We start from the raw sequence: 21,890 nt of genomic DNA, 5'->3' as shown, positions 1-21,890 counted from the left end.
CTATGTCAGTAGAATTATTTCAGGATATTAATTGCTATTATTATAATTTATTATAAATACTTAATATTATTCCAATTACAATGACCTATAAGACACGTTTTCATAGAATTCATCTATTCTGTCGTTGTCGTTACATTATCGCCTGATGGTTCAACATCTTCAACTATCGGACTGTTATCTTCATAAGCCTCATCTTCACTAGGACTCATAGGAACTGTTGGCTCTGTAGATTCCTGTGTCTCTTCCGGCTTAGTTGTCTCTGGTTCTGTAGCAGGCTCTGTAGTTTGTACTTCTTTAGTTGGAAATACATCCATATATGGAAGTGCTTCTGTCATAATTGCACTAAATAACTTACATGCATATGAACTGCTTCCCGGATTATCTACCTGTGGAGCATCAACTATTGTATAGCATACTACCCGTGGATTATCATAAGGTGCAAAACCTAAGAATGATAATAAATATGTCGTATCAGATTTATCATGGTGCTGTGCAGTACCTGTCTTACCACCTACGTCATATCCTTCAACAGCTGCTGTCTTACCTGTTCCTCCATTAACGGTATTCACTAATGCCTGTCTTAAGAAATCTGATGTGTCTTTAGTTATAGTCTGCTTTATAAGTTCTTTATCATAATTAGCTACCACTCCGCCATTAGAGTTAAGTATCTGTTTTACAACATGAGGCTTATAATAATATCCTCCATTAATTAATGAAGAAAAACCTGCAACCATCTGTATCATATTAACATTGAAGTTCTGTCCGAATGAGTTAGTAGCTAAATCGGCTACCTGCATATTATCTTTCGTGTATAATAATCCTTCGCAACTTGCTTCACCCGGCAGATCAATTCCACTTCTCATACCAAATCCGAATATTGACTGATATTTACAGAATGTATCTACACCCTCAAATGCTGCTATCTGCATAAGACTATCGTTACATGAATTCATAATTGCCTGTTCTACATTAAGTGTTCCATGTCCCGAAGTTTTATGACATTTAATATAAAATCCACTTATTCTTTCTCCGCCATCACATAAGAATGTCTGGTCTTTACTAATCTTTCCATCTTCTAATGCCCCTGCAATTGTAAATGGTTTGATTGTAGAACCTGCTTCGTAGGTATCACTCACGCAGAAGTTTCTCCAGATTTTAGAAAGATTTTCTATCTTCTGTTCATCACTCATTGCTTTGATTTCTTCATCTGAATAAAACCCTTTCAACTCTTGAGGATTATTCAAATCATACATATTATTACTGTCAGCCATTGCAAGAATCTCACCTGTATTAGGATCAGCCATTACAACTGCAACATTTGTAGGATGATATTCCTCAACCCACTGTTTAATATATTTCTCACAGATTGTCTGTAAGTTTAAATCAATTGTCGATACTACAGTATTTCCATCTGTAGGTTCTTTTACAACCGGGTCCATTGTATTATCTTCATTTACATATCCGTATTTTCTTCCGTCTATACCATTTAAGTAGTCATTATAATACTCTTCAATTCCCCAGTTACCAACATTTCCTGCCACAGTGAAACCGATTGTTCCACTTGCAAGTGTGCTATATGGATACATTCGTTTGTATTCTTCCTCAAACCACACACCCTTTACATCAGGATTATTCTTTGTATCACTCATAAGCTTCTTAAATTCTTCTATCTGTTCATATTTAAGTTGCTTTTCTTTGATTACATATCGGCTGTCTTTATTATCCTGTATTAATTTAGTAAGCTCATCCTTAGAATAACCAAAACATTTAACAAGTGCATCAACTGTTGGTTCTAAATAATCTTTATTCTCAGTAAGAATTACCTTAGGATCAATTATCATATTATATACTTTTATACTGGTAGCTAATACATTTCCATCCCTATCCGTAATATTGCCTCTCTTATACGGAAGAGTTTTGCTAGAATATGTCTGCTGTGACAGTACAATTGCTTCATACTTCTCACCTGATTTAGCATATATTCTTGTAATTACTACCCCTAAACCAACCAAAGCCACCAAGACACCTATAAATAGTCTTGCCAGCTTTGCTTTCATACTTCTTGTAAATATTCTTAATCTCTTCCCCTTATTATTTTTCTGTCTATTATTATATCTTTCCATTGTAACCTCCGTTATCAGAGTACATATCTATTAAATATGTACTATTTTTCCGGTACATCATTGTATTGTTTCATATACTCACTTTCAGAACTGTCATAAAATGATATCTGATTTTTGCCAGCCTGAATCATTCCTAATTGTTCTTTTGCAACCTTTGATATATTTTCAATATCCATATAACTGCTTATCGCATAATCTAACGAATCATTCTGTGCTTTTAATGACTCAACACTTAATTCAAGTGAAGCAATATTTGCCTTTGCAGATGTAATATCATCTCTTATTGAAAGATATTTTGCACATGCAAAAGCCATAGCAATACAGCATACAGCTAAAACCATAACATATCCCTTGCTCATTCTCAAGGCTTTTTCACGGTTCTTATATATCGCTGAAGATGTATTTACTCTTTGATTGCCTATATATGTTCTTGGTGATCTTGCCGGTAATTCCTCTACACTCTTTTTTCTTACTGCATTTCCTTCAACATAATCACTATAACTAATATAATTCTTCTTGTAATTTCTTTCGGTAGCCATCAGTTAACTCTCTCCCTTTCGCTATATTTTACTGTTCATATTTCTTTTTTACACTTTTTTGTTTTATATCTGACTTTCGAATTTGTTCTTATATTTATTATTCTTTTTATCTTTGGTATCTGACTTCTATAATATTCGTCTTTCGAATACTCTTAATTTTGAACTTTTTGCACGTTTGTTCTCGATTATCTCCTGTTCGCTTGGAACAATCGGCTTTCGTGTAATAACTTTGCCTTTCGACTTCTTACCACATACACAGACTGGAAAATCCGGTGGGCATATACATGGGTTCTCATTATTTCTGAATCTTGTCTTAACGATTCTGTCCTCTAATGAATGGAATGTTATAATACTAAGCCGCCCTCCGTCATCTAGTAAATCAATCATTTTATCAATAGAATTGTTTAAAACTTCTAATTCTTTATTGAGTTCAATTCTGATTGCCTGAAATGTCTTCTTAGCAGGATGTCCGCCATTTACTCGCATTTTCATAGGTATTGCCGCTTTAATAATGTCATTAAGTTCATATGTTGTCTCTATTTCTTTCTCTTTTCTGGCATTAACTATATGCTTCGCAATATTTTTAGCAAATTTATCTTCGCCATAATCTCTTATGACTCTGTATAATTCCATCTCGCTATAATTGTTAACGATATCTTTAGCTGTCATCGGGTTTCGCACATCCATTCTCATATCTAATGGGGCATTCTCTTTATAGCTAAAGCCTCTTTCAACAGTATCGAGCTGATGTGACGAAACACCTAAATCCAGCATAATTCCATTAACTTTGCTAATGTTTAATGATTTAAGTATATTATCAATATCCACGTAATTGCTTCTTACTATTGTCACCTTGTCGCCAAACTCAGCCAGACGTAAGCCCGCTGCTTCTATTGCCTCCGCGTCCTGGTCAATTCCTATGAACCGTCCATGTTCTCCCAGTCGTTTGCACACTTCATAAGCATGTCCGCCTCCGCCAAGAGTGCCATCTATATATATGCCGTTCGGTTTAATATTTAAGCTGTCCACTGTCTCGTTAAGTAAAACCGATTTGTGTACAAATTCCAACTTTTCCTCCAATCTGTATCACTCCATTGATACACTGACTAATACACCAAAATATATTTTAGAATTCAATTCCCAAATCTGCCATTCGTTCTGCAACATCGTCCATTTCTTCATAATCAAATGTCGCTGTTTCTTCCCATTTCTCCTTGCTCCAGATTTCTATCTTCTTGCCAACTCCGGCAAAAACAACATCTTTCTCAAGTCCGGCAAATTCTCGGTGATTTCCTGGTATAAGTATTCTTCCCTGCTTGTCTAATTCTACCTGCGTTGCTGCTGATAAAAAGAAACGTACAATCTTTCTTGTATCACCTTTTCCCATTGGTAATTCACTCAGTTTACTCTCGAATTTCTTCCATTCCTCGTCTGGATAAATGTATAAACATCCATCAAGTCCCTTTGTAACAATAAAATTCTCACCAAGTTCTTCTCTGAACTTAGCTGGTACAATAAGTCTTCCTTTAGCATCTATTGAATGATTATATTCACCTAAAAACACTTATCGCACCTCCTTTGCACCATTGTTACATATTCGTCCGTTCGCTATAGTGATTTTCTGGTTATCTACCACTTCGTGACACTTTTAATCCACTTGTATCCACTTTTCACCACTTATGGGTAAATTTTAACTCAAATCTATCTAAATAGCAAGTGTTTTTATGTAAAATGTACAAAAAAAGAGCCTACAAAATATGACTTTGCATATCTTGTAGACACCTCTTTTAAAGCAACTATATATTGTGTTTGTTTTTATTTCTCACACTGTTCTATTTCTCGCATATACTCTGATATATATTTCTCATCAGCTTGTTACAACCAAAGTAACAAAAAGCAACTAATTTTATTGTATGCTCTGCTTCATATCTCTTCGTAATTTACATCTGTTTCTTATTATTATCGTTATTCCTGCTATAATAAGAATAATTGAAACTACCTGTGATATAGCGATTCCAATTCCCTTTATTACTAACTGGTCTGTTCTCAGGCTCTCAATAAAGAATCTGCCGATTCCATATCCAATCATATATATACTTGCAAGTTCTCCCTCAAATTTCTTATGCTTTCTATATAACATAATACCGATAAACAGACATAGATTCCATAGTGATTCATATAGAAATGTAGGATGCACCTGAATATATTCGATTCCATTTACCACTTTAATGTGATTTGCAACTGAATCTGATATAACTCCTCCCACTTCGTCTAATTTTATCTGCATTGCAAAAAGATTGTTCGTATATCCTCCAAATGCCTCCCTGTTAAAGAAATTGCCCCATCTGCCCATTATCTGTCCTATCAGAACTCCTAAAATAACTGTATCTAATATCTTAGGAAATGACATTTTCTTAATTCTTGAATAGATAAATGCTGCCAGACCTCCACCAAGAATTCCACCATAAATAGCAAGTCCACCATTTCGAAGATTCAATATGGATAACAAATCATTCTTGTAATTATCCCATTCAAAAATAACATAATATAATCTTGCTCCGATAATCCCACATATTATCGTTACAATGGTAAGGTCATAATAGTTATCTACATTCTGACCTGTCCTCTTTGCTTCCTTATAAATCAGCAGCATCGCAATTAACATACCCATTGCAATAATAATTCCATAATATGCAATATCAATTCCGAATATATTTATACTTTTTCCCATATTTTTAATTTCAAAACCAAGATTTACAAATCTTATACTGACTGCACCAAGCATTTCTATTCCTCTTTCATTATCAAATTCTTTCTCTACATTATACCCTCCCACTCCTATTTTCACAACCTGATTTTAACACTTCTTATTCTGCAAAGTTTCTTTCCTCACTAATTATAGTGCTATATTTTGACTTTTATATCGTTTTGTGTTACTATTTACAATTAGTTAAATTAAATTTCTATGGATATTTTAAATACAAACCATATGAGTAAAAGAAAGGATTATAGAAAAATGAAACTTGGTATCGTAGGTCTTCCTAACGTAGGAAAGAGTACACTTTTTAATTCATTAACAAAAGCCGGTGCAGAATCAGCAAACTACCCATTCTGTACAATAGACCCAAATGTTGGTGTTGTAACTGTTCCGGATGACAGACTTAATAAACTTGCTGCATTATATGATTCAGATAAAATCACACCTGCAGTTATAGAATTCGTTGATATTGCCGGTCTTGTAAAAGGTGCTTCAAAAGGTGAGGGACTCGGTAACCAGTTCTTATCAAATATTCGTGAGGTTGATGCAATCGTTCATGTAGTAAGATGTTTCGAAGATACAAATGTTATCCACGTAGACGGTAGTGTAAACCCAATGCGTGATATCGAAACTATCAATTTAGAATTAGTATTTTCTGATATTGAGATACTTGAAAGAAGAATTGCTAAAACATCTAAAGGTTCAAGAAACGATAAAGCACTTGCTAAAGAACTTGATTTATTAAATAGAATCAAAGAACATCTTGAAGAAGGCAGACTAGCTAAGAGTTTTGAACCAAATGATGATGACGAAGCTGCACTTCTTGCTTCTTATAATCTTCTCACATATAAGCCTGTAATCTTCGCAGCTAATGTTGCTGAATCAGATTTAGCTGACGATGGTGCATCTAATGAAAATGTACAAAAGGTAAGAGAATTTGCTGCATCAGAGGGCTTTGAAGTATTTGTTATTTCTGCACAGATTGAACAGGAAATATCAGAATTAGATGATGATGATAAAGCAATGTTCCTTGAAGAATTAGGATTAAAAGAATCAGGTCTTGATAAATTAATTAAAGCCAGCTATAAATTATTAGGATTAATCAGTTATTTAACTGCCGGTAAACAGGAGACAAGAGCCTGGACAATCAAAGAGGGTACTAAAGCTCCAGGTGCTGCCGGTAAAATTCATAGCGACTTTGAGCGTGGTTTCATCAGAGCTGAAGTTGTCAACTATCAGGACTTACTTGACTGTGGTTCTTATTCAGGCGCTAAAGATAAAGGGCTTGTAAGACTTGAGGGTAAAGATTATGTTGTTAAAGACGGAGATGTTATCCTTTTCAGATTCAATGTTTAATTATTAATTGTGTTGATTACTAATCCTAGCTATCAAACATTCTGTCATATAGTTCTATTATATAATAAAAGCCGATAAATGATGTATATCTATAACATTCAGATATACACCGTCTATCGGCTTTAACTATATTTGACTATCTAAGTTTTATATAATTTTATTATTCTTATTTATTTCTTTTCGACTTCGAAATGTGCATAATTACCATTTGGTGTAATAGTACATATATAATCATTCAAAGTAATTTCTATTTTATCATCTTCAAGCTTCACATTCGTAAAATCTTTATAATAAGTCTTTAAATATTCAAAATCGCACTTGATTAACATATCCTCTTTTATAGTTCCAACTGACTCATCTAATACAAATGTTGGAAAAGGTATACTTATATAATTTGATTCAATAGTATCAGTTTTTTCTTCATAGTCTATAAATTTACAAGATAATATATATTCATATTTTTTTAACCAAGGATAATCCGGTTCATAATTTGAATCAAATACATCTTTTAATTTACTTATTGTAAATAATTCATTATCATATACAATTACTATTTTATTAAATTTATTATCAATATATGTATTATTATACTGTTCCTTTACTTTTGTAAATAAATCTTCCATTGAATATTCACAACTAAAGCTAACTGATGTGCCATTGAATTTAAGCTTATGATTTTTTATTTTAATATTAAAGTTATCATAATTACCTAGTAATCGTTCTATTTCCACTTTATCATTATTATAGTAGAATATTGTATGATTTAATATCCATGTAAGACCAACTATCCCTATAATTCCAAATACTACATATAAAATTATCTTTTTCTTGTACTTTATACTGACTGCTAATAATATAGCAAAAATTAGTATAATAACTAATAACATTATCAGTGCCATAACTCTCTCCTTTGCATACTATTTTATTCTAATTGTATTGAATGATCCAAAGCCTGATGTAATTAAATCATATGCAAATGCTTTATAATCTATAAATCTTCTAACAGACTTCCATCCATCATAAACCTGTATCATATTGTAAGTTATTATACCTGATTTATATATAGCATAGCCGCTTACTGTAACTGTATGATTTCCATAAAATCCTCTAGCTAAATTCATAATAACAGGTCTATTTGCATCAATCTCTTTTTTTACTTGTTCTTTAAATGACCATAAATATATACCTTTACATTTTGCCTTTTTATATCCATAATTATGCAGTACTTCTTCTACTATATTATCAATTTTCCAAAAATCTGTACCTTTCTCCGGAGTATAGCCATGCTTTACCGCTACTTTTCTCACTTTAGTATAAATATCATTAAAATTGCTATTAATTTTTTTATACCCATTTTCTTTGTAATAGTCTAATATTCTTGTTATTGCTGTAAGTGTACAATTATTTACTGCCTCACTATTTTTATTTTCTAAAGTATACATTATGAAGTTATTCATCTTTAAATATTTTGATGACTTTAATTTTACATTCTTATGATATTTATCTTTTAAATACGCAGGACAATCCTCAATGCCTCCATATCCACTTCCACTTTGGCCATTATATCCCATAAATATTTCATTGTTTTCTTCTTTATCTATATTCAACAAATTATTTATTTGTGAAACACTATCCACTTCTGTACTCGCAAGTAATTCAATTGTCAAATTATAAAGTGCTTGTTTTCTTTCTTCTAAGAACATCTCGAAATCTTCATATGATATTTCCAATCCGTCAAATGTTTGAAAACACTGTTCTAATTCATTCCAAAAATAAAATTCAGAGTTAGAAAGATAATATACTTTTTCTCTTTCTTCTGGTAATAATAAATTATCTACTATTTCTTTAACTAATGTAGTCTTTGTATGTGTTGCAATTGTTATATATCCATATTCATTTGTATTATTAACGCAAAAATTATATCCCATATATGTATTAACATTATTTGCATCATACAATTCAATTTGATTTCCTAAATTAATTTCATATAAATCATTAACTCCATATTGTAATCCTATAATTTTCCTAACTATCTCATCATAGTTCATATTAACTATACTCGTTACACTGTCGCCATAACATTCTGATAAATCTGTTATATAAGTAAAGCTATCATCAACTGTAGCGGCGACATCTAGCAATTCATCATCAATTTCTACATATTCACCATTGTTTTCAAAATCACCAGATTCACTTGCATATGCTGAAAATATAATTCCATGCATCATTAATAAAAAGCTCGTACATATAATCATAGCTTTTTTTATATAATCTCTTAATACCTTTTTCATCTTTTTGTCCTCTCTTCAATTCTTAATATACTTTCTTATATTTATGTTTAAATACATAATATTAAATTCACATTTATTCTTATGTATACATTTCCATAACTCATCTCCTTTCACATTCCTATTAAAATCAGATACATAATCTATGTGAATTTACTATTTCACAAATATTTTATTTGATATTTAGCATCTATAATAAAATATCTGTCCATTTATTTTACAATATTTTAAAACAATATAACAATTAGTTTCCGTTGGTTTTAAAAAAAATTTTTTAATTTTTTTCTACACTTTATACTGTTATTTATTAATTTTCGTTACTTTCCGTTGGTTTTCGTTACTTTTATTCTCATCACTATTTAAAATATAGTTATATAGTAAAATATTTTAATGGCTACCCTAACCATCAAGTGTTTTGTCTTATAGCTCAAGTTTTAATTTACAATGCTAATCATATAATAAAAGCCGATAAATGATGTATATCTATAACATTCAGATATACACCGTCTATCGGCTTTAACTATATTTGACTATCTAAGTTTTATATAATTCTATTATTCTTATTTATTTCTTTTCAACTTCGAAATGTGCATAATTACCATTTGGTGTAATAGTACATATATAATCATTCAAAGTAATTTCTATTTTATCATCTTCAAGCTTCACATTCGTAAAATCTTTATAATAAGTCTTTAAATATTCAAAATCGCACTTGATTAACATATCCTCTTTTATAGTTCCAACTGACTCATCTAATACAAATGTTGGAAAAGGTATACTTATATAATTTGATTCAATAGTATCAGTTTTTTCTTCATAGTCTATAAATTTACAAGATAATATATATTCATATTTTTTAACCAAGGATAATCCAGTTCATAATTTGAATCAAATACATCTTTTAATTTACTTATTGTAAATAATTGCTAATAACATAGCAAAAATTAGCATAATAACTAATAATATTATTAGTGCCATAATTCTCTCCTTTGCATCCTATTTTATTCTAATGGTATTAAATGATCCAAAGCCTGATGTAATTAAATCATATACAAATGTATGATAACCCATATGCTCCTGTTTAATCATTCGATTCAATCAATATAAGTGTTCCACTATCAATATGAATCTCTGCCTGTTGCCCTACAATCTCATTACTTACTCCAAGGCTAATATTCTCATCAATTTTAAAATCGAAATTTGATAAATTCCACTTCATTCCATTCGTTGTAATTCCTGATACCACATCACTCATAGGAATCATTGAAACGTATTTATACTCATCTTTAAATATAGTAATGTCTTTTCTTTTCGTTCCAAGCAACCTTATCCTGTTATTTCTACTTACAATAATTGCCTCCACACCATTTGCCAATGCCATCTGGAGAAGCTGAACATTTGCAAGGGTATGGTCTAATCTTGAACCTGTTCCACCTAGAATACTTATAGAGAAGCTTTCCTCTTCAATTGCTATATTTATTGCAATCTGAGTATCCGTAAAATCTTTATCAGGTTTAAAACGTTTAATCTTAACATCATTCATATTTTCATACTTAAATAGTATCAGAGGACTGATTGTGTCAAAATCACCAACTATGTAATCAGGAATTATATCAAGCATTTCCGCTATCTTTAGTCCGCCGTCTACTGCAATGACAAATGTAAAATCATTCTGCTCACAATATCTCTTAGCATAATCAATATCTATGTCACCGCCTGTTATAATCAAAGTATTTTTCATTTCTCAAATATCCCCTTAAAACCTTTCACATTTTCTTCTATATTTCCATTGAATACTGCTGAGCCTGCTACTAAGACATTAGCACCTGCATCAATAATCATTTTAGCATTATTAAGATTGACACCGCCATCAACTTCGATATCTACATTGAGCTGTTTGTCATCTATCATTTTTCTTAAAGCTTTAATTTTATCTGTAACATTTTCAATGTACTTCTGTCCGCCAAAGCCCGGGTTAACACTCATTAGAAGCACCATATCAACATATTCTAAAATATATTCTAATTCAGATAATGGTGTTGATGGGTTAAGCACAACGCCTGCCTTACAGCCACATTCTTTTATAGCCTGTACAGTTCTGTTAAGATGTTTACAGGCTTCAACGTGTACAGTTATTAAATCTGCACCTGAATCTGCAAATTCTTTGATATATCTTACTGGTTCATCAATCATCAGATGTACATCAAATGTCTTATCCGTAACTTTTCTTATAGACTTAATTACCGGTAATCCAAATGATATGCTTGGCACAAAACTTCCGTCCATAACATCAATATGTATGTAGTCTGCACCTGCATCTACAACTTTTTTCACATCTTCTCCTAATTTCGAGAAATCTGCTGACAAAATCGATGGTGCTAGTTTAATTTCTTTACTCATATCTCTACCTCCACGTACTCTTTTTATTTTTAATTTCTTCATACATCAGAATATAATTATCATATCTAGAGCGGTTGATTCCGCCATTTTCTACCGCTTCCTTTACGAGACAGTCAGGCTCATTCACATGAACACAACCCGTAAATCTACATCCATTATTATATTCAATGAATTCCCTGAAATAATTCTTAAGTTCTTCCTTTTCAAAATCATTTACATATAGAGAACTAAAACCCGGAGTATCCATCAGATAAGTATCATCACTTACATTAAATATCTCCGTATGTCTTGTAGTATGTTTACCACGTTTGATTTTTTCGCTTATTTCGCCTGTTTGCGAGTTGGCTTCCGGAATCAATGCATTTAACAGTGATGACTTACCTACACCGGATGGACCTGCAAATGCAGTTGTCTTGCCATCTATTACTCTTAGCACTTCTTCAATTCCCATATTTTCCTTAGTTGATGTAAACATTACATGATATCCCGCTTTAACATAGATATCCCGTAGTTTTAGAATCTCTTCTTCATCTACTAAATCAATCTTATTAAAACATATGATTGTATCAATTTCATTTCTTTCCATCATAACTAAGAATCTGTCTAATAGATTTAGGTTAGGCATTGGATTAGCAATGGCGAAAACAACCAAAGCCTGACTGATATTAGATACAGCAGGCCTGATTAATTCGTTTTCTCTATCATAAATATTTATGATATTACCTATTCTATTTCCTTCATCAAGAATTTCAATCTCGACATTGTCACCAACTAAAGGTTTTATTTTCTTATTTCTGAATACACCTTTTGCTTTACATTCATAGATTCCACTATGTACAACATGTACATAGTAGAATCCAGCTATTCCTTTTATGATTTTTCCCTGCATATTTACCTTCATTCAGTATTATACTTACAATATTATACTTAGATTAATTTAAATACTCTACATCACAAGTATATACAACTGTACCATCTAATTTAACAGTGATAGTTGCTGATTTTGCTTTACTATCTACAGTCTGATTTATTGTAGCTGTTGAAAATTCTTCATAATTACCAAGGTTCTGTGTATAATTTTCTGTTTTATTAGAATATTTAACTTCTATATCAGCTACTAATTCACCTGATGTTATATCAGCAGGAACATTAAGATTATCTCTTGATATATTCTTCTTAACTGTCTTAGTTGTTGGTTCGGGCTCAGCAGGCTTTTCAGCAGGTTTTGGTCCCTTACTTACTGTATATCCTACTTTGCTTCCTTTTTCAACTGTACTGTCAGCCTGAACTGTCTGGCTGATAATCTTACCACTTGTTACAGAATCACTATATTCAGATTTTGCTTCACCTGCTTCAAGTCCATTTGCCTTTAATAATGCCTTTGCCTCATCTTCTGTTCTTCCTACAAGATTAGGAACTTTCGGTTTCTCTTCTGGTCCTTTACTTATCCAGATGTTAACCGTTGTTCCCTGTGGAACCTTACTATTAGCTTCAACGTCCTGTTTAGCAACCTTTCCTTTATCATAAGTGTCACTATACATTTCACCGACTTCGCCAAGCTTAAGTCCATTTGCCTCTAATGATGCCTTAGCTGCATCCTGCGTTGACATACCTACAATTTTAGGAACCAGCACCTCTGTTGAATCACTTCCTGAGCTTACATAGATTGTAATATCATCACCATATTTTGCCTGTGTATATGCAACTGGATCAGTACTTATTACTTTATCTAATTCCACACTGTTATCTGCTTTATATTCTAACTTAACCTTAAAACCTGCATCAGTTAAAATCTTCTTAGCTTCATCCTTAGTCTTTCCTGCTACATCTTGTACTTCAACATCTTTTGAACCACGGCTTACTACAATTGTAATTGTTGTATTCTTCTCGACAACTGTATCTGCATCTTCCGATGTACTGATAACGTAGCCCTCTTTAATCTTATTATCATACTCTTCTTTAACCTTATATCCTAATGTAGCAGCTTTAAGTTTCTCAATAGCTTCGTCCTGTGTAAGACCTACAACATTTGGTACTTTTGTATGTTTCGCATCTAATGTTGTCTCTGCTGTTGTCTTATCTTTCTTAGAAGAACCACTACAACCATTTCCTGCAAATGATATAACAACAAATGCAACAATTATTACAATTACCACGGCAGTAACTATACCACCGATTGCTATAATCTTATCTAACTTAGGATTATCGTCGTCTTCTAATTCATCTTCAAGATCATCGTTAACAACAACATCATCGTCATCATCAGGATCTAATAATTCATTATCCTTACCTATTACTGGAATATCTATATCCTGTCTTTCAAAGCCTGATTCTTTTCTAATCTGTGATACTTCTTCATCAGATATCATTCGTGTAGCACCATTCTCATCTAATGTTACCATTTGAACAAAATCTTCATCCGGTGATATTAATGATTTCTTTAAATCAGCTATTAATGATGATACCTTAAGATATCTTCTGTCAGGTTTCTTCTGTGTACATTTCTCAATTATCTTCTCTACACTTATAGGAAGATCAGGTACATATATTAATGGTGATGGTAATTCATTCTGTACATGTTGTAATGCAATTGATACCGTAGAATCTCCCTCAAATGGAAGTCTTCCTGTAACCATCTCATATAAAGTAATACCAAGTGAATAAATATCACTCTTCTCATCTATAAATCCACCTTTTGCCTGTTCAGGTGAAATGTAATGTACTGAACCCATAGCATTTGAGCTTATCGTATTAGTAGATGCAGCCCTTGCAATACCAAAATCTGTAACCTTTACTTTTCCTTCTTTAGAAATAATAATGTTCTGTGGCTTTATATCTCTATGGATAATATGATTATTATGTGCTGCCTCAATTCCCTGTGCAACCTGAATAAGAATACTTACAGCTTCCTTAACAGGCAGCTTACCTTTTCTTTCAATATATTTCTTAAGTGTTATGCCTTCTATTAACTCCATAACGATATAATAGATTCCATTATCTTCACCAACATCAAATACATTGACAATATTAGGATGTGATAATCCTGCTGCTGACTGTGCTTCAACTCTGAATTTAGACACGAAGTTCTTATCTTCGCTGAATTCTGGTTTCAAAACCTTTATAGCAACATATCTGTTTAATTTATGACATTTTGCCTTATATACATCAGACATTCCGCCTGAGCCTACTTTATCGATAATCTCATATCGATCACTGATAAACATACCTTTTCTTAACATAATTGCACCTCTTCTTAATCGGGTTCTACAAGAACAACTGAAATATTATCCTTGCCACCGTTATTATTAGCTACTTCTATAAGTTTATTAGCAATTTCTGATACATCGTTTCCTTCATTAATAATCATCTTCATATCTTCATCTTCTATCATATTCGATAGTCCATCGGAACACATTAGAATAATATCTCCCTTTGAGTATTCAACTTCAAAGAAGTCTGCTACAACCTCCGAATCGACTCCGATTGCTCTGGTAATTATATTCTTCTTCTCATGTGTTCTTGCATTCCTTCGGTCAATTTCTCCGAGATTAATCATTTCTTCTACTAAAGAATGGTCTCTTGTTATCTGCTGTATCTCATTATTTACAATATATAACCTGCTATCACCTACATTAGCAATATACAGTGACTTATCAATAAACGTTGCAACAACAAGTGTAGTTCCCATTCCTTCATAATCAATACTTTCTTTTGCTTTATCCATTAAAGCAAGATTAGCATACCTGACTGCTTCTTCTATTATAGATATAGGATTCTCAGCCTCAGAACCTTTTACAGAATCAAGAAACTTCTCAACCGTATATCTTGATGCCAAATCTCCTGCCTTATGTCCGCCCATTCCATCTGCCACAATGAAAAGGTTAGGTAAACTCCCTACTGGCTGCATTGAACAAAAAATATAATCTTGATTTGTTTGTCTCTTAGCGCCTATATCTGTTTTTGCATATGCTTTCAAGATAATACCTCCTTTTCTCCTGCTTCCTCTTCTATGAAACTCTTTCGAAGTTGTCCGCAGGCACCTTGTATGTCTGAACCCATTTCTCTTCTAACTGTTGCATTAATACCATTTTTTTCAAGATGTCCCTTAAATGATGCTATATTAACTTTTGTAGACCTCTTAAAATCTCTTTCTTTTATAGGATTAACCGGAATGAGATTAACGTGGCAATTCATTCCTTTTATTAAATGCACAAGTTTAGCTGCTTCCTCCTTTGTATCATTAACACCTGCCACAAGACTGTATTCAAATGTAATTCTTCTTCCTGTCTTATCAAAGAAATATTGACATGCCTCTAATACTTCTCTTATAGAATACTTATATGCTATTGGCATAAGCTGTTTTCTAGTCTCATCATCTGCTGCATGCAATGACAATGCAAGTGTTACCTGTACATTAGAATCTGCTAATTCTTTTATCTTCTCTGCCAGACCACATGATGATATTGTAATATTTCTTTGACTAATATGCAAGCCATTTTCATCAGATATAGTTTTTACAAAGGCTAAAACATTATCAAAATTGTCCATCGGCTCTCCACTTCCCATCAGAACAATATTAGAAACCCTTTCTTTTGAGTACCTCTGAATATAATAAATCTCTTCTAACATCTCTGATGGTTTAAGGTTTCTTACAAGTCCGTCTAGTGTAGATGCGCAGAAACGGCAACCCATTCTGCAGCCTACTTGTGTAGATATACATACTGAATTACCATGCTTGTATCTCATCAAAACGCTTTCGATTACATTTCCATCATTTAACCTGAAAAGAAATTTCTGTGTTCCATCTATTTTAGAAGTTAAAACCTGAACCATTTCTAATGATTGTATATAGAAATCATTATTTAACTTTTCTTTTAGATTATTTGAAATATTAGTCATATCATCGAAGCATTCCACAAGCTTCTGATGAAGCCATTCATATATCTGTTTTGCTCTGAATGGCTTTTCGCCAATAGAATTAAGATATTCCTTTAACTCATCAAGGCTATATAACATAATATCCTGTTTTTCCATGGTTATGTCCATACCTTTCTTATCTTTTGATAAATTTACTTATATAAAATCCATCAAAATCTCTATTCATAAATAACTGTACGTATCCTTTCTTAACACTTTCTCTATTCATTTTAATGTCTAATATACCATTATCTAAGTATTCTGTAAAGTCAGCAGGTTCAAGCCCCATCTCATTTATCAGCCATTCTCTTGTCTTATCATTTTCTAATCTGTTCATGGTACAAGTACTAAATATTAATATTCCACCCTTTTTGAGATATTTTACTGCATTTTTAAGAATATTCTGTGAAATTTTTGCTAATTCTTTCACACTGTCTTCTGATATATTATATTTTATATCTGTTTTCTTTCTTAACACACCCATACCTGAACATGGAACGTCAGCAATAACTATATCGGCTTTTTCATCATCTTTGTTTACATATACTGTTGCATCCTGTCTCTCTACAGTTATATTATTAAAACCGCATCTTGCAACATTTTCTTCTATCATCTTTACCTTACTGTCAGTTAAATCTCTTGAGTAAACCATACCTGTTCCATTAAGTAAATCTGCCATATGCATACTTTTTCCACCTGGTGCAGCACACATATCAATGCAGACCATATTCTCCTTAATGCCACTTATCTGACCAACTAACATAGAGCTTATATCCTGTATCTGTATATATCCTTTTCTAAATGCTTCTATGTTATCGATATTATCATATCCGCTTATAATAAGTGCATTATCTGCAAACTCTGATTCTACCGTATGTATTCCCTGTTCTTCTAACATAGAAATTACATTATCAGGTCGAGCCTTAGATGTGTTAATTCTTACAGTTACCTTTTTATCCTCTTCAATAAACATACTGTCTAACATACCAATGGTAATATCCTCACCATAATCTCTGATAAATGAACTTATTAACCATTCAGGCACAGAATATCTTACCGAATAAAAAGGTATCTTATCTTTATTAATATCCGGATATTTAATATTATCTTTATTCCTTGAAATATTTCTTAATACACCGTTTACGAAACCCGACAGATTAGAAAATCCCCGTTTCTTCGCAATCTTAACAGCCTCATTACATACAGCACTATCAGGAACCGACTCCATATACATAATCTGATACACTGACATTCTTAGAAGTTCTCTTATTAAAGGCTTCATTTTCTTAACTTTTGTCTTAGAAAATTCATCTATTATATAATCAATTGTTATCCTACGTTCAATTGTTCCCTCTGATACTCTGTTAATAAATGCCTTATCCTGTTTCTCTAAGAAATTATATTGCTCTAGCTTATCTCTTATTACAAGATGACTTAATCTGCCCTCTTCTAAAACCTGAATGAGAATTTCAATTATTATTTCACGATTATTCTTATTACCTGATTTCGTCATAGTCTTTGAATTATTTTGTATCTTTGTGTTTTTCTCTATCTTTGAAGTAATGCCTGTTTTCACACTCTCTTTATTCATCATAAAAGAGTTACTCCTTTTTCTATTTTATAACCCAGTAAAAATGCAGAAGTCTCCATTCTCTTTTTGCCTTCTAACTGCAATTCATTAATTGCTAATGTCTTATCACCTGTTTTAACATATATACAGTTCTTATCAACATCTACAATTTCACCTGCGACTCCGTCATATTCTTTATCTATTACATCTGCATCCCATATCTTTAATGTTTTATCATCTAATTTTGTATATGCACTTGGCCATGGATTAAGTCCTCTTATAAGTCTTTCTATTTCTATAGCTGGTTTATTAAAGTCAATTTTACCAAACTCTTTCTTAAGCATCTTAACGTGACTTGCCTCGTCTTCGTTCTGCTTAATCGGAGTAATAGTACCCTTTTCGACATTTTCTAGAGTCTGTACAATTAATTTAGCACCAACTTCAGATAATTTATCAAACAGACTTCCTCCTGTTTCTTTTCTGTCTATCTTAATTTCTGATACTTCTAAAATGTCACCTGTATCTATGCCTTCATTCATCTGCATAGTTGTAACTCCGGTCTTATCGTCACCATTAATTATTGCCCATTGTATCGGTGCAGAACCACGATATTTTGGTAATAACGATGCGTGTATATTAATACATCCATATTTAGGAATATCAAGAATCTCTTTAGATACAATCTGTCCAAATGCCACTACAACCATAACTTCGGGATTAATATCTTTTAATATCTTTACAAATTCTTCATCTCTTACTTTAACCGGCTGGTATACTGTAATACCATGTTTTAATGCTGCTTCCTTAACAGGTGTAAACTGTACCTGATTGCCTCTGCCTTTCTTCTTATCAGGTTGTGTGACAACTGCCTCCACTGTATGTCCTGCTGCTATAATTGACTCTAATGCTCCTACCGAGAAGTCAGGAGTTCCCATAAATACAATTCTCATATTCTATTCTTCCTCCACCATTGTGTCATGTAAATCACCCTCTACAAGGTCAATATATAACTTGCCATCTAAATGGTCACATTCATGACATAACGCTCTTGCTAACAGTTCAGTTCCTTCAACTTCTATTTCATTCATATCCTCATCTAAAGCAACCACTTTCGCATAATTAGGTCTTGTAACTGTACCTGCTTTACCAGGAAGACTAAGACATCCTTCTGTACCTGTCTGGCTGCCGCTTGTCTCAACTATCTTAGGATTAATAAGAATAATAGGGCCATCTCCTATATCTATTACAACAATTCTTTTAAGTACCCCTACCTGAGGTGCTGCAAGGCCTACGCCGTCTGCCTCATACATTGTTTCTAGCATATCATCAATCAGATTTTTAGTTCTTTCATTCATTACCTTAACTTCTTTACATTCTTTTCTAAGAACGTCATCGCCTACTGTTCTGATATTTCTAATTGCCATTTTTATCACCTTTTCCTTTTCTTTTTATAATTATAAATTCATAATCTATAACGTTATATAATCAAATGCATAAATCAAAGTAATTCTATAACTTATAATCTAATCACACTTTAATTTATATAATCTAATATCCTGACATAGGATTGTAATCAAACTGTACCGATACATCTTTATATTCGGTTACCATTTCAAGATATTTCTGTACTGCATTTTTGACTTTTATTATTACATTTTCATCTGTATGTTTAATATATATAACATTTCTGTAGACATCATTTATCTTAGAAACCATTGCTTTAGATGGTCCTAATATCATTAAACCGTCTATGTTACTCTTTTCTATTCTATGTGCTATATCGTCCACAACTTCTTGTGCTAATTGTTCATTTTTATCACTCACAAGTATCACACACATATTGCAGACTGGAGGATAACCCATCAACTTTCTATAGCTGATTTCATTTTTGTAGAATTCCTCATAATTCTGCGACACAGCCATCTGAATACACATTTCTTCAGGATTATAAGTCTGTACCACAACTTCTCCGTCTTTATCTCCTCTGCCTGCCCTGCCTGCTGCCTGGGTAAGCAATTCAAATGTCCGTTCTGATGCCATATAATCCGATGAAAATAACGATAAATCTGCTGCGATAATTCCTACTAAACTTACATTTGGAAAATCATGTCCTTTTACAATCATCTGGGTTCCTACTAAAATATCAGCCTCTCCATTTGCAAATGCTGACAGAATATTTTCATGGTCCTTTTTACCCTTTGTAGTATCCATATCCATTCTGAGTGTTCTTGCCATAGGAAATGTTTCATTAATTCTTTCCTCGACCTGCTCAGTACCAATTCCAAACCTTCCTATATATTTAGAAGAGCATACAGGACATACCTTGGGCATCGGTATTGAATACCCGCAATAGTGACATTTAAGTTTATCAACGCCACCTCTATATTTATGAAGTGTCAATGTAACATCACAATGTGGGCATTTTATCGATTTGCCACAGGAACGACATGATACGAAAGATGAATAGCCTCGTCTGTTAATAAATAAAATTATCTGTTCCTTTTTCGCTAACCTGTCTACAATCAGTTCTTTTAACTTAATACTAAGAATATCTCTGTTTCCAAATTCTAATTCTTTTCTCAAATCTACTATATGAACATCCGGTAATTTCTTATTATTTGCTCTTTTATCAAGTCTGTGCAAAACATATTCGCCTGATAATGCCTTATAAAATGTATTAACTGATGGTGTTGCCGAGCCTAATATTACTGTTGCATTAGCAATTCTTCCTCTTTCAATTGCAACATCTCTTGCATGATATTTAGGAACCTGGTCGCTTTTGTATGCACTTTCGTGTTCCTCATCTATAACAATAAGTCCGAGATTTCTAAACGGTGTAAACAGCGCAGACCTTGGGCCAATCATAATCTTAACTTCACCGTTCTTTGCCCGCTCAAACTGATCGAACTTTTCACCTGCCGATAATTTAGAGTTAATAATTGATACCTTGTTACCAAATTTCTTATAGAATCTTTTAATTGTCTGATAAGTAAGCGCAATTTCAGGAATAAGTACAATAGCTTCTTTATCTCTATTGATGACATTCTCTATAATATCCATATATACTTCTGTTTTTCCGCTTCCGGTAACTCCAAATATAAGATGTGTATTATTATTACCTGCATTTATATCAGCTTTTATGCTGTCTGCAATTTCTCTCTGCTTGTCATTTAATTCGATATTATAATTCTGCTCACCATAATCTTCTACAGGATTTCTATAAAATGTATCACGAATTATCTCAATTATCCCTGACTTCTCAAGATTCTTCAAAACCGCATCTGAAACTTTAAGCTTGTCTGTTACAATTTCATAAGAAATAATGGAATTTTCAGTGAGTTCTTTAATGACTGTAGCCCTTGCCACAGTATTTTTCATTCCACTGTATTTAGCATATAACTCAAGTGCCTCTGCCTTACTAACCTTAAGTTTTATATATTTCTTCTCAAGGCTTTTTACGGTTTGCTTAATTGGTATAACTGTTTTAAGTGCCTTATTCATTGTCGAGCCATAGCGTTCCTTAATAAACCACGCCAGAGCAATAAGCTGTGATTCTACTTTAAGACTGCCCTTTTTAATTCCGATTACAGCTTTTAACTTCTCAACATCATATAATGCTGTATCCGTTATCTCTAATACATAGCCACTAATAACCCTGTTACCTTTACCAAATGGTATTTCAACCTGAGAACCTATCATTATCTTATCAGTCAGATTATCCGGTATGATATATTGAAATGTTTTATCAAGTTTTTCATGTGAAATATCCACAACAATATTAGCAAATTTCACATTCTTCTCCATTCCGTAGACGTTTACGTCGAAGGAATCGCGGGCAAAATCTCAAATTTTGCCCTGCGATAATGGCTACTTTGTGACGTCTACGGCACAAATAGCTGTTTGAAAAATATCTGCATCGGCATTATTTTTCAAACTTTC

At 32.6% G+C, this 21,890-nt stretch carries 19 protein-coding genes; 1 reads left to right on the top strand and 18 read right to left on the bottom strand.

What is annotated here, in order from left to right; genetic code table 11:
- Positions 1 to 113: 113 nt before the first annotated feature.
- From OCV48_RS10475 to lgt, 5 genes are all read right to left on the bottom strand, one after another.
- Positions 114 to 2,123 carry a peptidoglycan D,D-transpeptidase FtsI family protein gene (locus tag OCV48_RS10475; RefSeq protein WP_147591884.1) on the bottom strand — a complete coding sequence of 670 codons (2,010 nt, stop codon included), beginning with the start codon at positions 2,121 to 2,123 and terminating at the stop codon, positions 114 to 116.
- 41 nt (positions 2,124 to 2,164) lie between these two features.
- Positions 2,165 to 2,662: a septum formation initiator family protein gene (locus OCV48_RS10470; protein WP_021981932.1), complete on the bottom strand. Its 498-nt coding sequence runs from the start codon at positions 2,660 to 2,662 to the stop codon at positions 2,165 to 2,167.
- 126 nt (positions 2,663 to 2,788) lie between these two features.
- On the bottom strand, positions 2,789 to 3,730 hold the full coding sequence (rsmH, locus tag OCV48_RS10465) for a 16S rRNA (cytosine(1402)-N(4))-methyltransferase RsmH (RefSeq protein ID WP_021981931.1): 942 nt from the start codon (positions 3,728 to 3,730) through the stop codon (positions 2,789 to 2,791).
- Positions 3,731 to 3,788: 58 nt separating this feature from the next.
- Positions 3,789 to 4,226 carry a division/cell wall cluster transcriptional repressor MraZ gene (gene mraZ / locus OCV48_RS10460; RefSeq protein WP_021981930.1) on the bottom strand — a complete coding sequence of 146 codons (438 nt, stop codon included), beginning with the start codon at positions 4,224 to 4,226 and terminating at the stop codon, positions 3,789 to 3,791.
- A gap of 342 nt (positions 4,227 to 4,568) precedes the next feature.
- Positions 4,569 to 5,498: a prolipoprotein diacylglyceryl transferase gene (gene lgt, locus OCV48_RS10455; protein ID WP_262559639.1), complete on the bottom strand. Its 930-nt coding sequence runs from the start codon at positions 5,496 to 5,498 to the stop codon at positions 4,569 to 4,571.
- 180 nt (positions 5,499 to 5,678) lie between these two features.
- Here lgt and ychF point away from each other — a divergent pair, with 180 nt between their 5' ends.
- Complete coding sequence (ychF, locus tag OCV48_RS10450) at positions 5,679 to 6,776, top strand: redox-regulated ATPase YchF (protein ID WP_021983001.1); 1,098 nt, start codon at positions 5,679 to 5,681, stop codon at positions 6,774 to 6,776.
- 170 nt (positions 6,777 to 6,946) lie between these two features.
- Here the strand turns inward: ychF and OCV48_RS10445 are convergent, their stop codons facing one another.
- From OCV48_RS10445 to priA, 13 genes are all read right to left on the bottom strand, one after another.
- A complete protein-coding gene (locus OCV48_RS10445; RefSeq protein WP_147591883.1) occupies positions 6,947 to 7,675 on the bottom strand; it encodes a hypothetical protein in 729 nt (242 codons plus the stop codon).
- Positions 7,676 to 7,693: 18 nt separating this feature from the next.
- Positions 7,694 to 9,067 (bottom strand): C39 family peptidase, encoded by a 1,374-nt coding sequence (locus tag OCV48_RS10440; RefSeq protein ID WP_021982892.1) that lies wholly within the window; start codon positions 9,065 to 9,067, stop codon positions 7,694 to 7,696.
- Positions 9,068 to 9,628: 561 nt separating this feature from the next.
- Positions 9,629 to 9,928 (bottom strand): hypothetical protein, encoded by a 300-nt coding sequence (locus OCV48_RS10435; RefSeq protein WP_021983000.1) that lies wholly within the window; start codon positions 9,926 to 9,928, stop codon positions 9,629 to 9,631.
- Positions 9,929 to 10,145: 217 nt separating this feature from the next.
- Positions 10,146 to 10,805, bottom strand: a complete 660-nt coding sequence (locus OCV48_RS10430; RefSeq protein ID WP_021982999.1) for a thiamine diphosphokinase — start codon at positions 10,803 to 10,805, stop codon at positions 10,146 to 10,148.
- Positions 10,802 to 11,464 carry a ribulose-phosphate 3-epimerase gene (gene rpe, locus OCV48_RS10425; protein ID WP_021982998.1) on the bottom strand — a complete coding sequence of 221 codons (663 nt, stop codon included), beginning with the start codon at positions 11,462 to 11,464 and terminating at the stop codon, positions 10,802 to 10,804. The genes OCV48_RS10430 and rpe overlap by 4 nt, the downstream gene beginning before the upstream one ends.
- 4 nt (positions 11,465 to 11,468) lie before the next feature.
- Positions 11,469 to 12,353, bottom strand: a complete 885-nt coding sequence (gene rsgA / locus OCV48_RS10420) for a ribosome small subunit-dependent GTPase A (RefSeq protein ID WP_021982997.1) — start codon at positions 12,351 to 12,353, stop codon at positions 11,469 to 11,471.
- Positions 12,354 to 12,396: 43 nt separating this feature from the next.
- Positions 12,397 to 14,703, bottom strand: coding sequence for a Stk1 family PASTA domain-containing Ser/Thr kinase (gene pknB, locus OCV48_RS10415; protein WP_147591881.1), 2,307 nt, complete (start codon positions 14,701 to 14,703; stop codon positions 12,397 to 12,399).
- A gap of 14 nt (positions 14,704 to 14,717) precedes the next feature.
- Positions 14,718 to 15,440, bottom strand: a complete 723-nt coding sequence (locus tag OCV48_RS10410; RefSeq protein WP_021982995.1) for a Stp1/IreP family PP2C-type Ser/Thr phosphatase — start codon at positions 15,438 to 15,440, stop codon at positions 14,718 to 14,720.
- A complete protein-coding gene (gene rlmN, locus OCV48_RS10405) occupies positions 15,437 to 16,498 on the bottom strand; it encodes a 23S rRNA (adenine(2503)-C(2))-methyltransferase RlmN (protein ID WP_147591880.1) in 1,062 nt (353 codons plus the stop codon). The genes OCV48_RS10410 and rlmN overlap by 4 nt, the downstream gene beginning before the upstream one ends.
- A gap of 19 nt (positions 16,499 to 16,517) precedes the next feature.
- Positions 16,518 to 17,975 (bottom strand): 16S rRNA (cytosine(967)-C(5))-methyltransferase RsmB, encoded by a 1,458-nt coding sequence (rsmB, locus tag OCV48_RS10400; RefSeq protein WP_147591879.1) that lies wholly within the window; start codon positions 17,973 to 17,975, stop codon positions 16,518 to 16,520.
- Complete coding sequence (gene fmt / locus OCV48_RS10395) at positions 17,972 to 18,901, bottom strand: methionyl-tRNA formyltransferase (RefSeq protein ID WP_021982992.1); 930 nt, start codon at positions 18,899 to 18,901, stop codon at positions 17,972 to 17,974. Before fmt ends, rsmB begins: the two co-directional genes overlap by 4 nt.
- 3 nt (positions 18,902 to 18,904) lie before the next feature.
- Positions 18,905 to 19,375 (bottom strand): peptide deformylase, encoded by a 471-nt coding sequence (gene def / locus OCV48_RS10390; RefSeq protein WP_147591878.1) that lies wholly within the window; start codon positions 19,373 to 19,375, stop codon positions 18,905 to 18,907.
- A gap of 124 nt (positions 19,376 to 19,499) precedes the next feature.
- On the bottom strand, positions 19,500 to 21,743 hold the full coding sequence (gene priA / locus OCV48_RS10385) for a replication restart helicase PriA (protein WP_317246821.1): 2,244 nt from the start codon (positions 21,741 to 21,743) through the stop codon (positions 19,500 to 19,502).
- Positions 21,744 to 21,890 lie beyond the last annotated feature (147 nt).

Origin of the sequence: Bovifimicola ammoniilytica (assembly GCF_025567085.1) — a bacterium.
GTDB lineage: Bacteria > Bacillota > Clostridia > Lachnospirales > Lachnospiraceae > Bovifimicola > Bovifimicola ammoniilytica.
This window is presented reverse-complemented; position numbering and strand designations above follow the sequence as displayed.

Excerpts from the sequence above, each read along its gene's own strand:
- OCV48_RS10470 (WP_021981932.1), bottom strand. The coding sequence starts at position 2,662 with ATGGCTACCGAAAGAAATTACAAGAAGAATTATATTAGTTATAGTGAT.
- OCV48_RS10445 (WP_147591883.1), bottom strand. The coding sequence starts at position 7,675 with ATGGCACTGATAATGTTATTAGTTATTATACTAATTTTTGCTATATTA.
- def (WP_147591878.1), bottom strand. The coding sequence starts at position 19,375 with ATGGCAATTAGAAATATCAGAACAGTAGGCGATGACGTTCTTAGAAAA.
- OCV48_RS10440 (WP_021982892.1), bottom strand. The coding sequence starts at position 9,067 with ATGAAAAAGGTATTAAGAGATTATATAAAAAAAGCTATGATTATATGT.
- rpe (WP_021982998.1), bottom strand. The coding sequence starts at position 11,464 with ATGAGTAAAGAAATTAAACTAGCACCATCGATTTTGTCAGCAGATTTC.
- OCV48_RS10430 (WP_021982999.1), bottom strand. The coding sequence starts at position 10,805 with ATGAAAAATACTTTGATTATAACAGGCGGTGACATAGATATTGATTAT.
- OCV48_RS10475 (WP_147591884.1), bottom strand. The coding sequence starts at position 2,123 with ATGGAAAGATATAATAATAGACAGAAAAATAATAAGGGGAAGAGATTA.
- ychF (WP_021983001.1), top strand. The coding sequence starts at position 5,679 with ATGAAACTTGGTATCGTAGGTCTTCCTAACGTAGGAAAGAGTACACTT.
- rsmB (WP_147591879.1), bottom strand. The coding sequence starts at position 17,975 with ATGATGAATAAAGAGAGTGTGAAAACAGGCATTACTTCAAAGATAGAG.
- fmt (WP_021982992.1), bottom strand. The coding sequence starts at position 18,901 with ATGAGAATTGTATTTATGGGAACTCCTGACTTCTCGGTAGGAGCATTA.
- pknB (WP_147591881.1), bottom strand. The coding sequence starts at position 14,703 with ATGTTAAGAAAAGGTATGTTTATCAGTGATCGATATGAGATTATCGAT.
- rsgA (WP_021982997.1), bottom strand. The coding sequence starts at position 12,353 with ATGCAGGGAAAAATCATAAAAGGAATAGCTGGATTCTACTATGTACAT.
- rlmN (WP_147591880.1), bottom strand. The coding sequence starts at position 16,498 with ATGGAAAAACAGGATATTATGTTATATAGCCTTGATGAGTTAAAGGAA.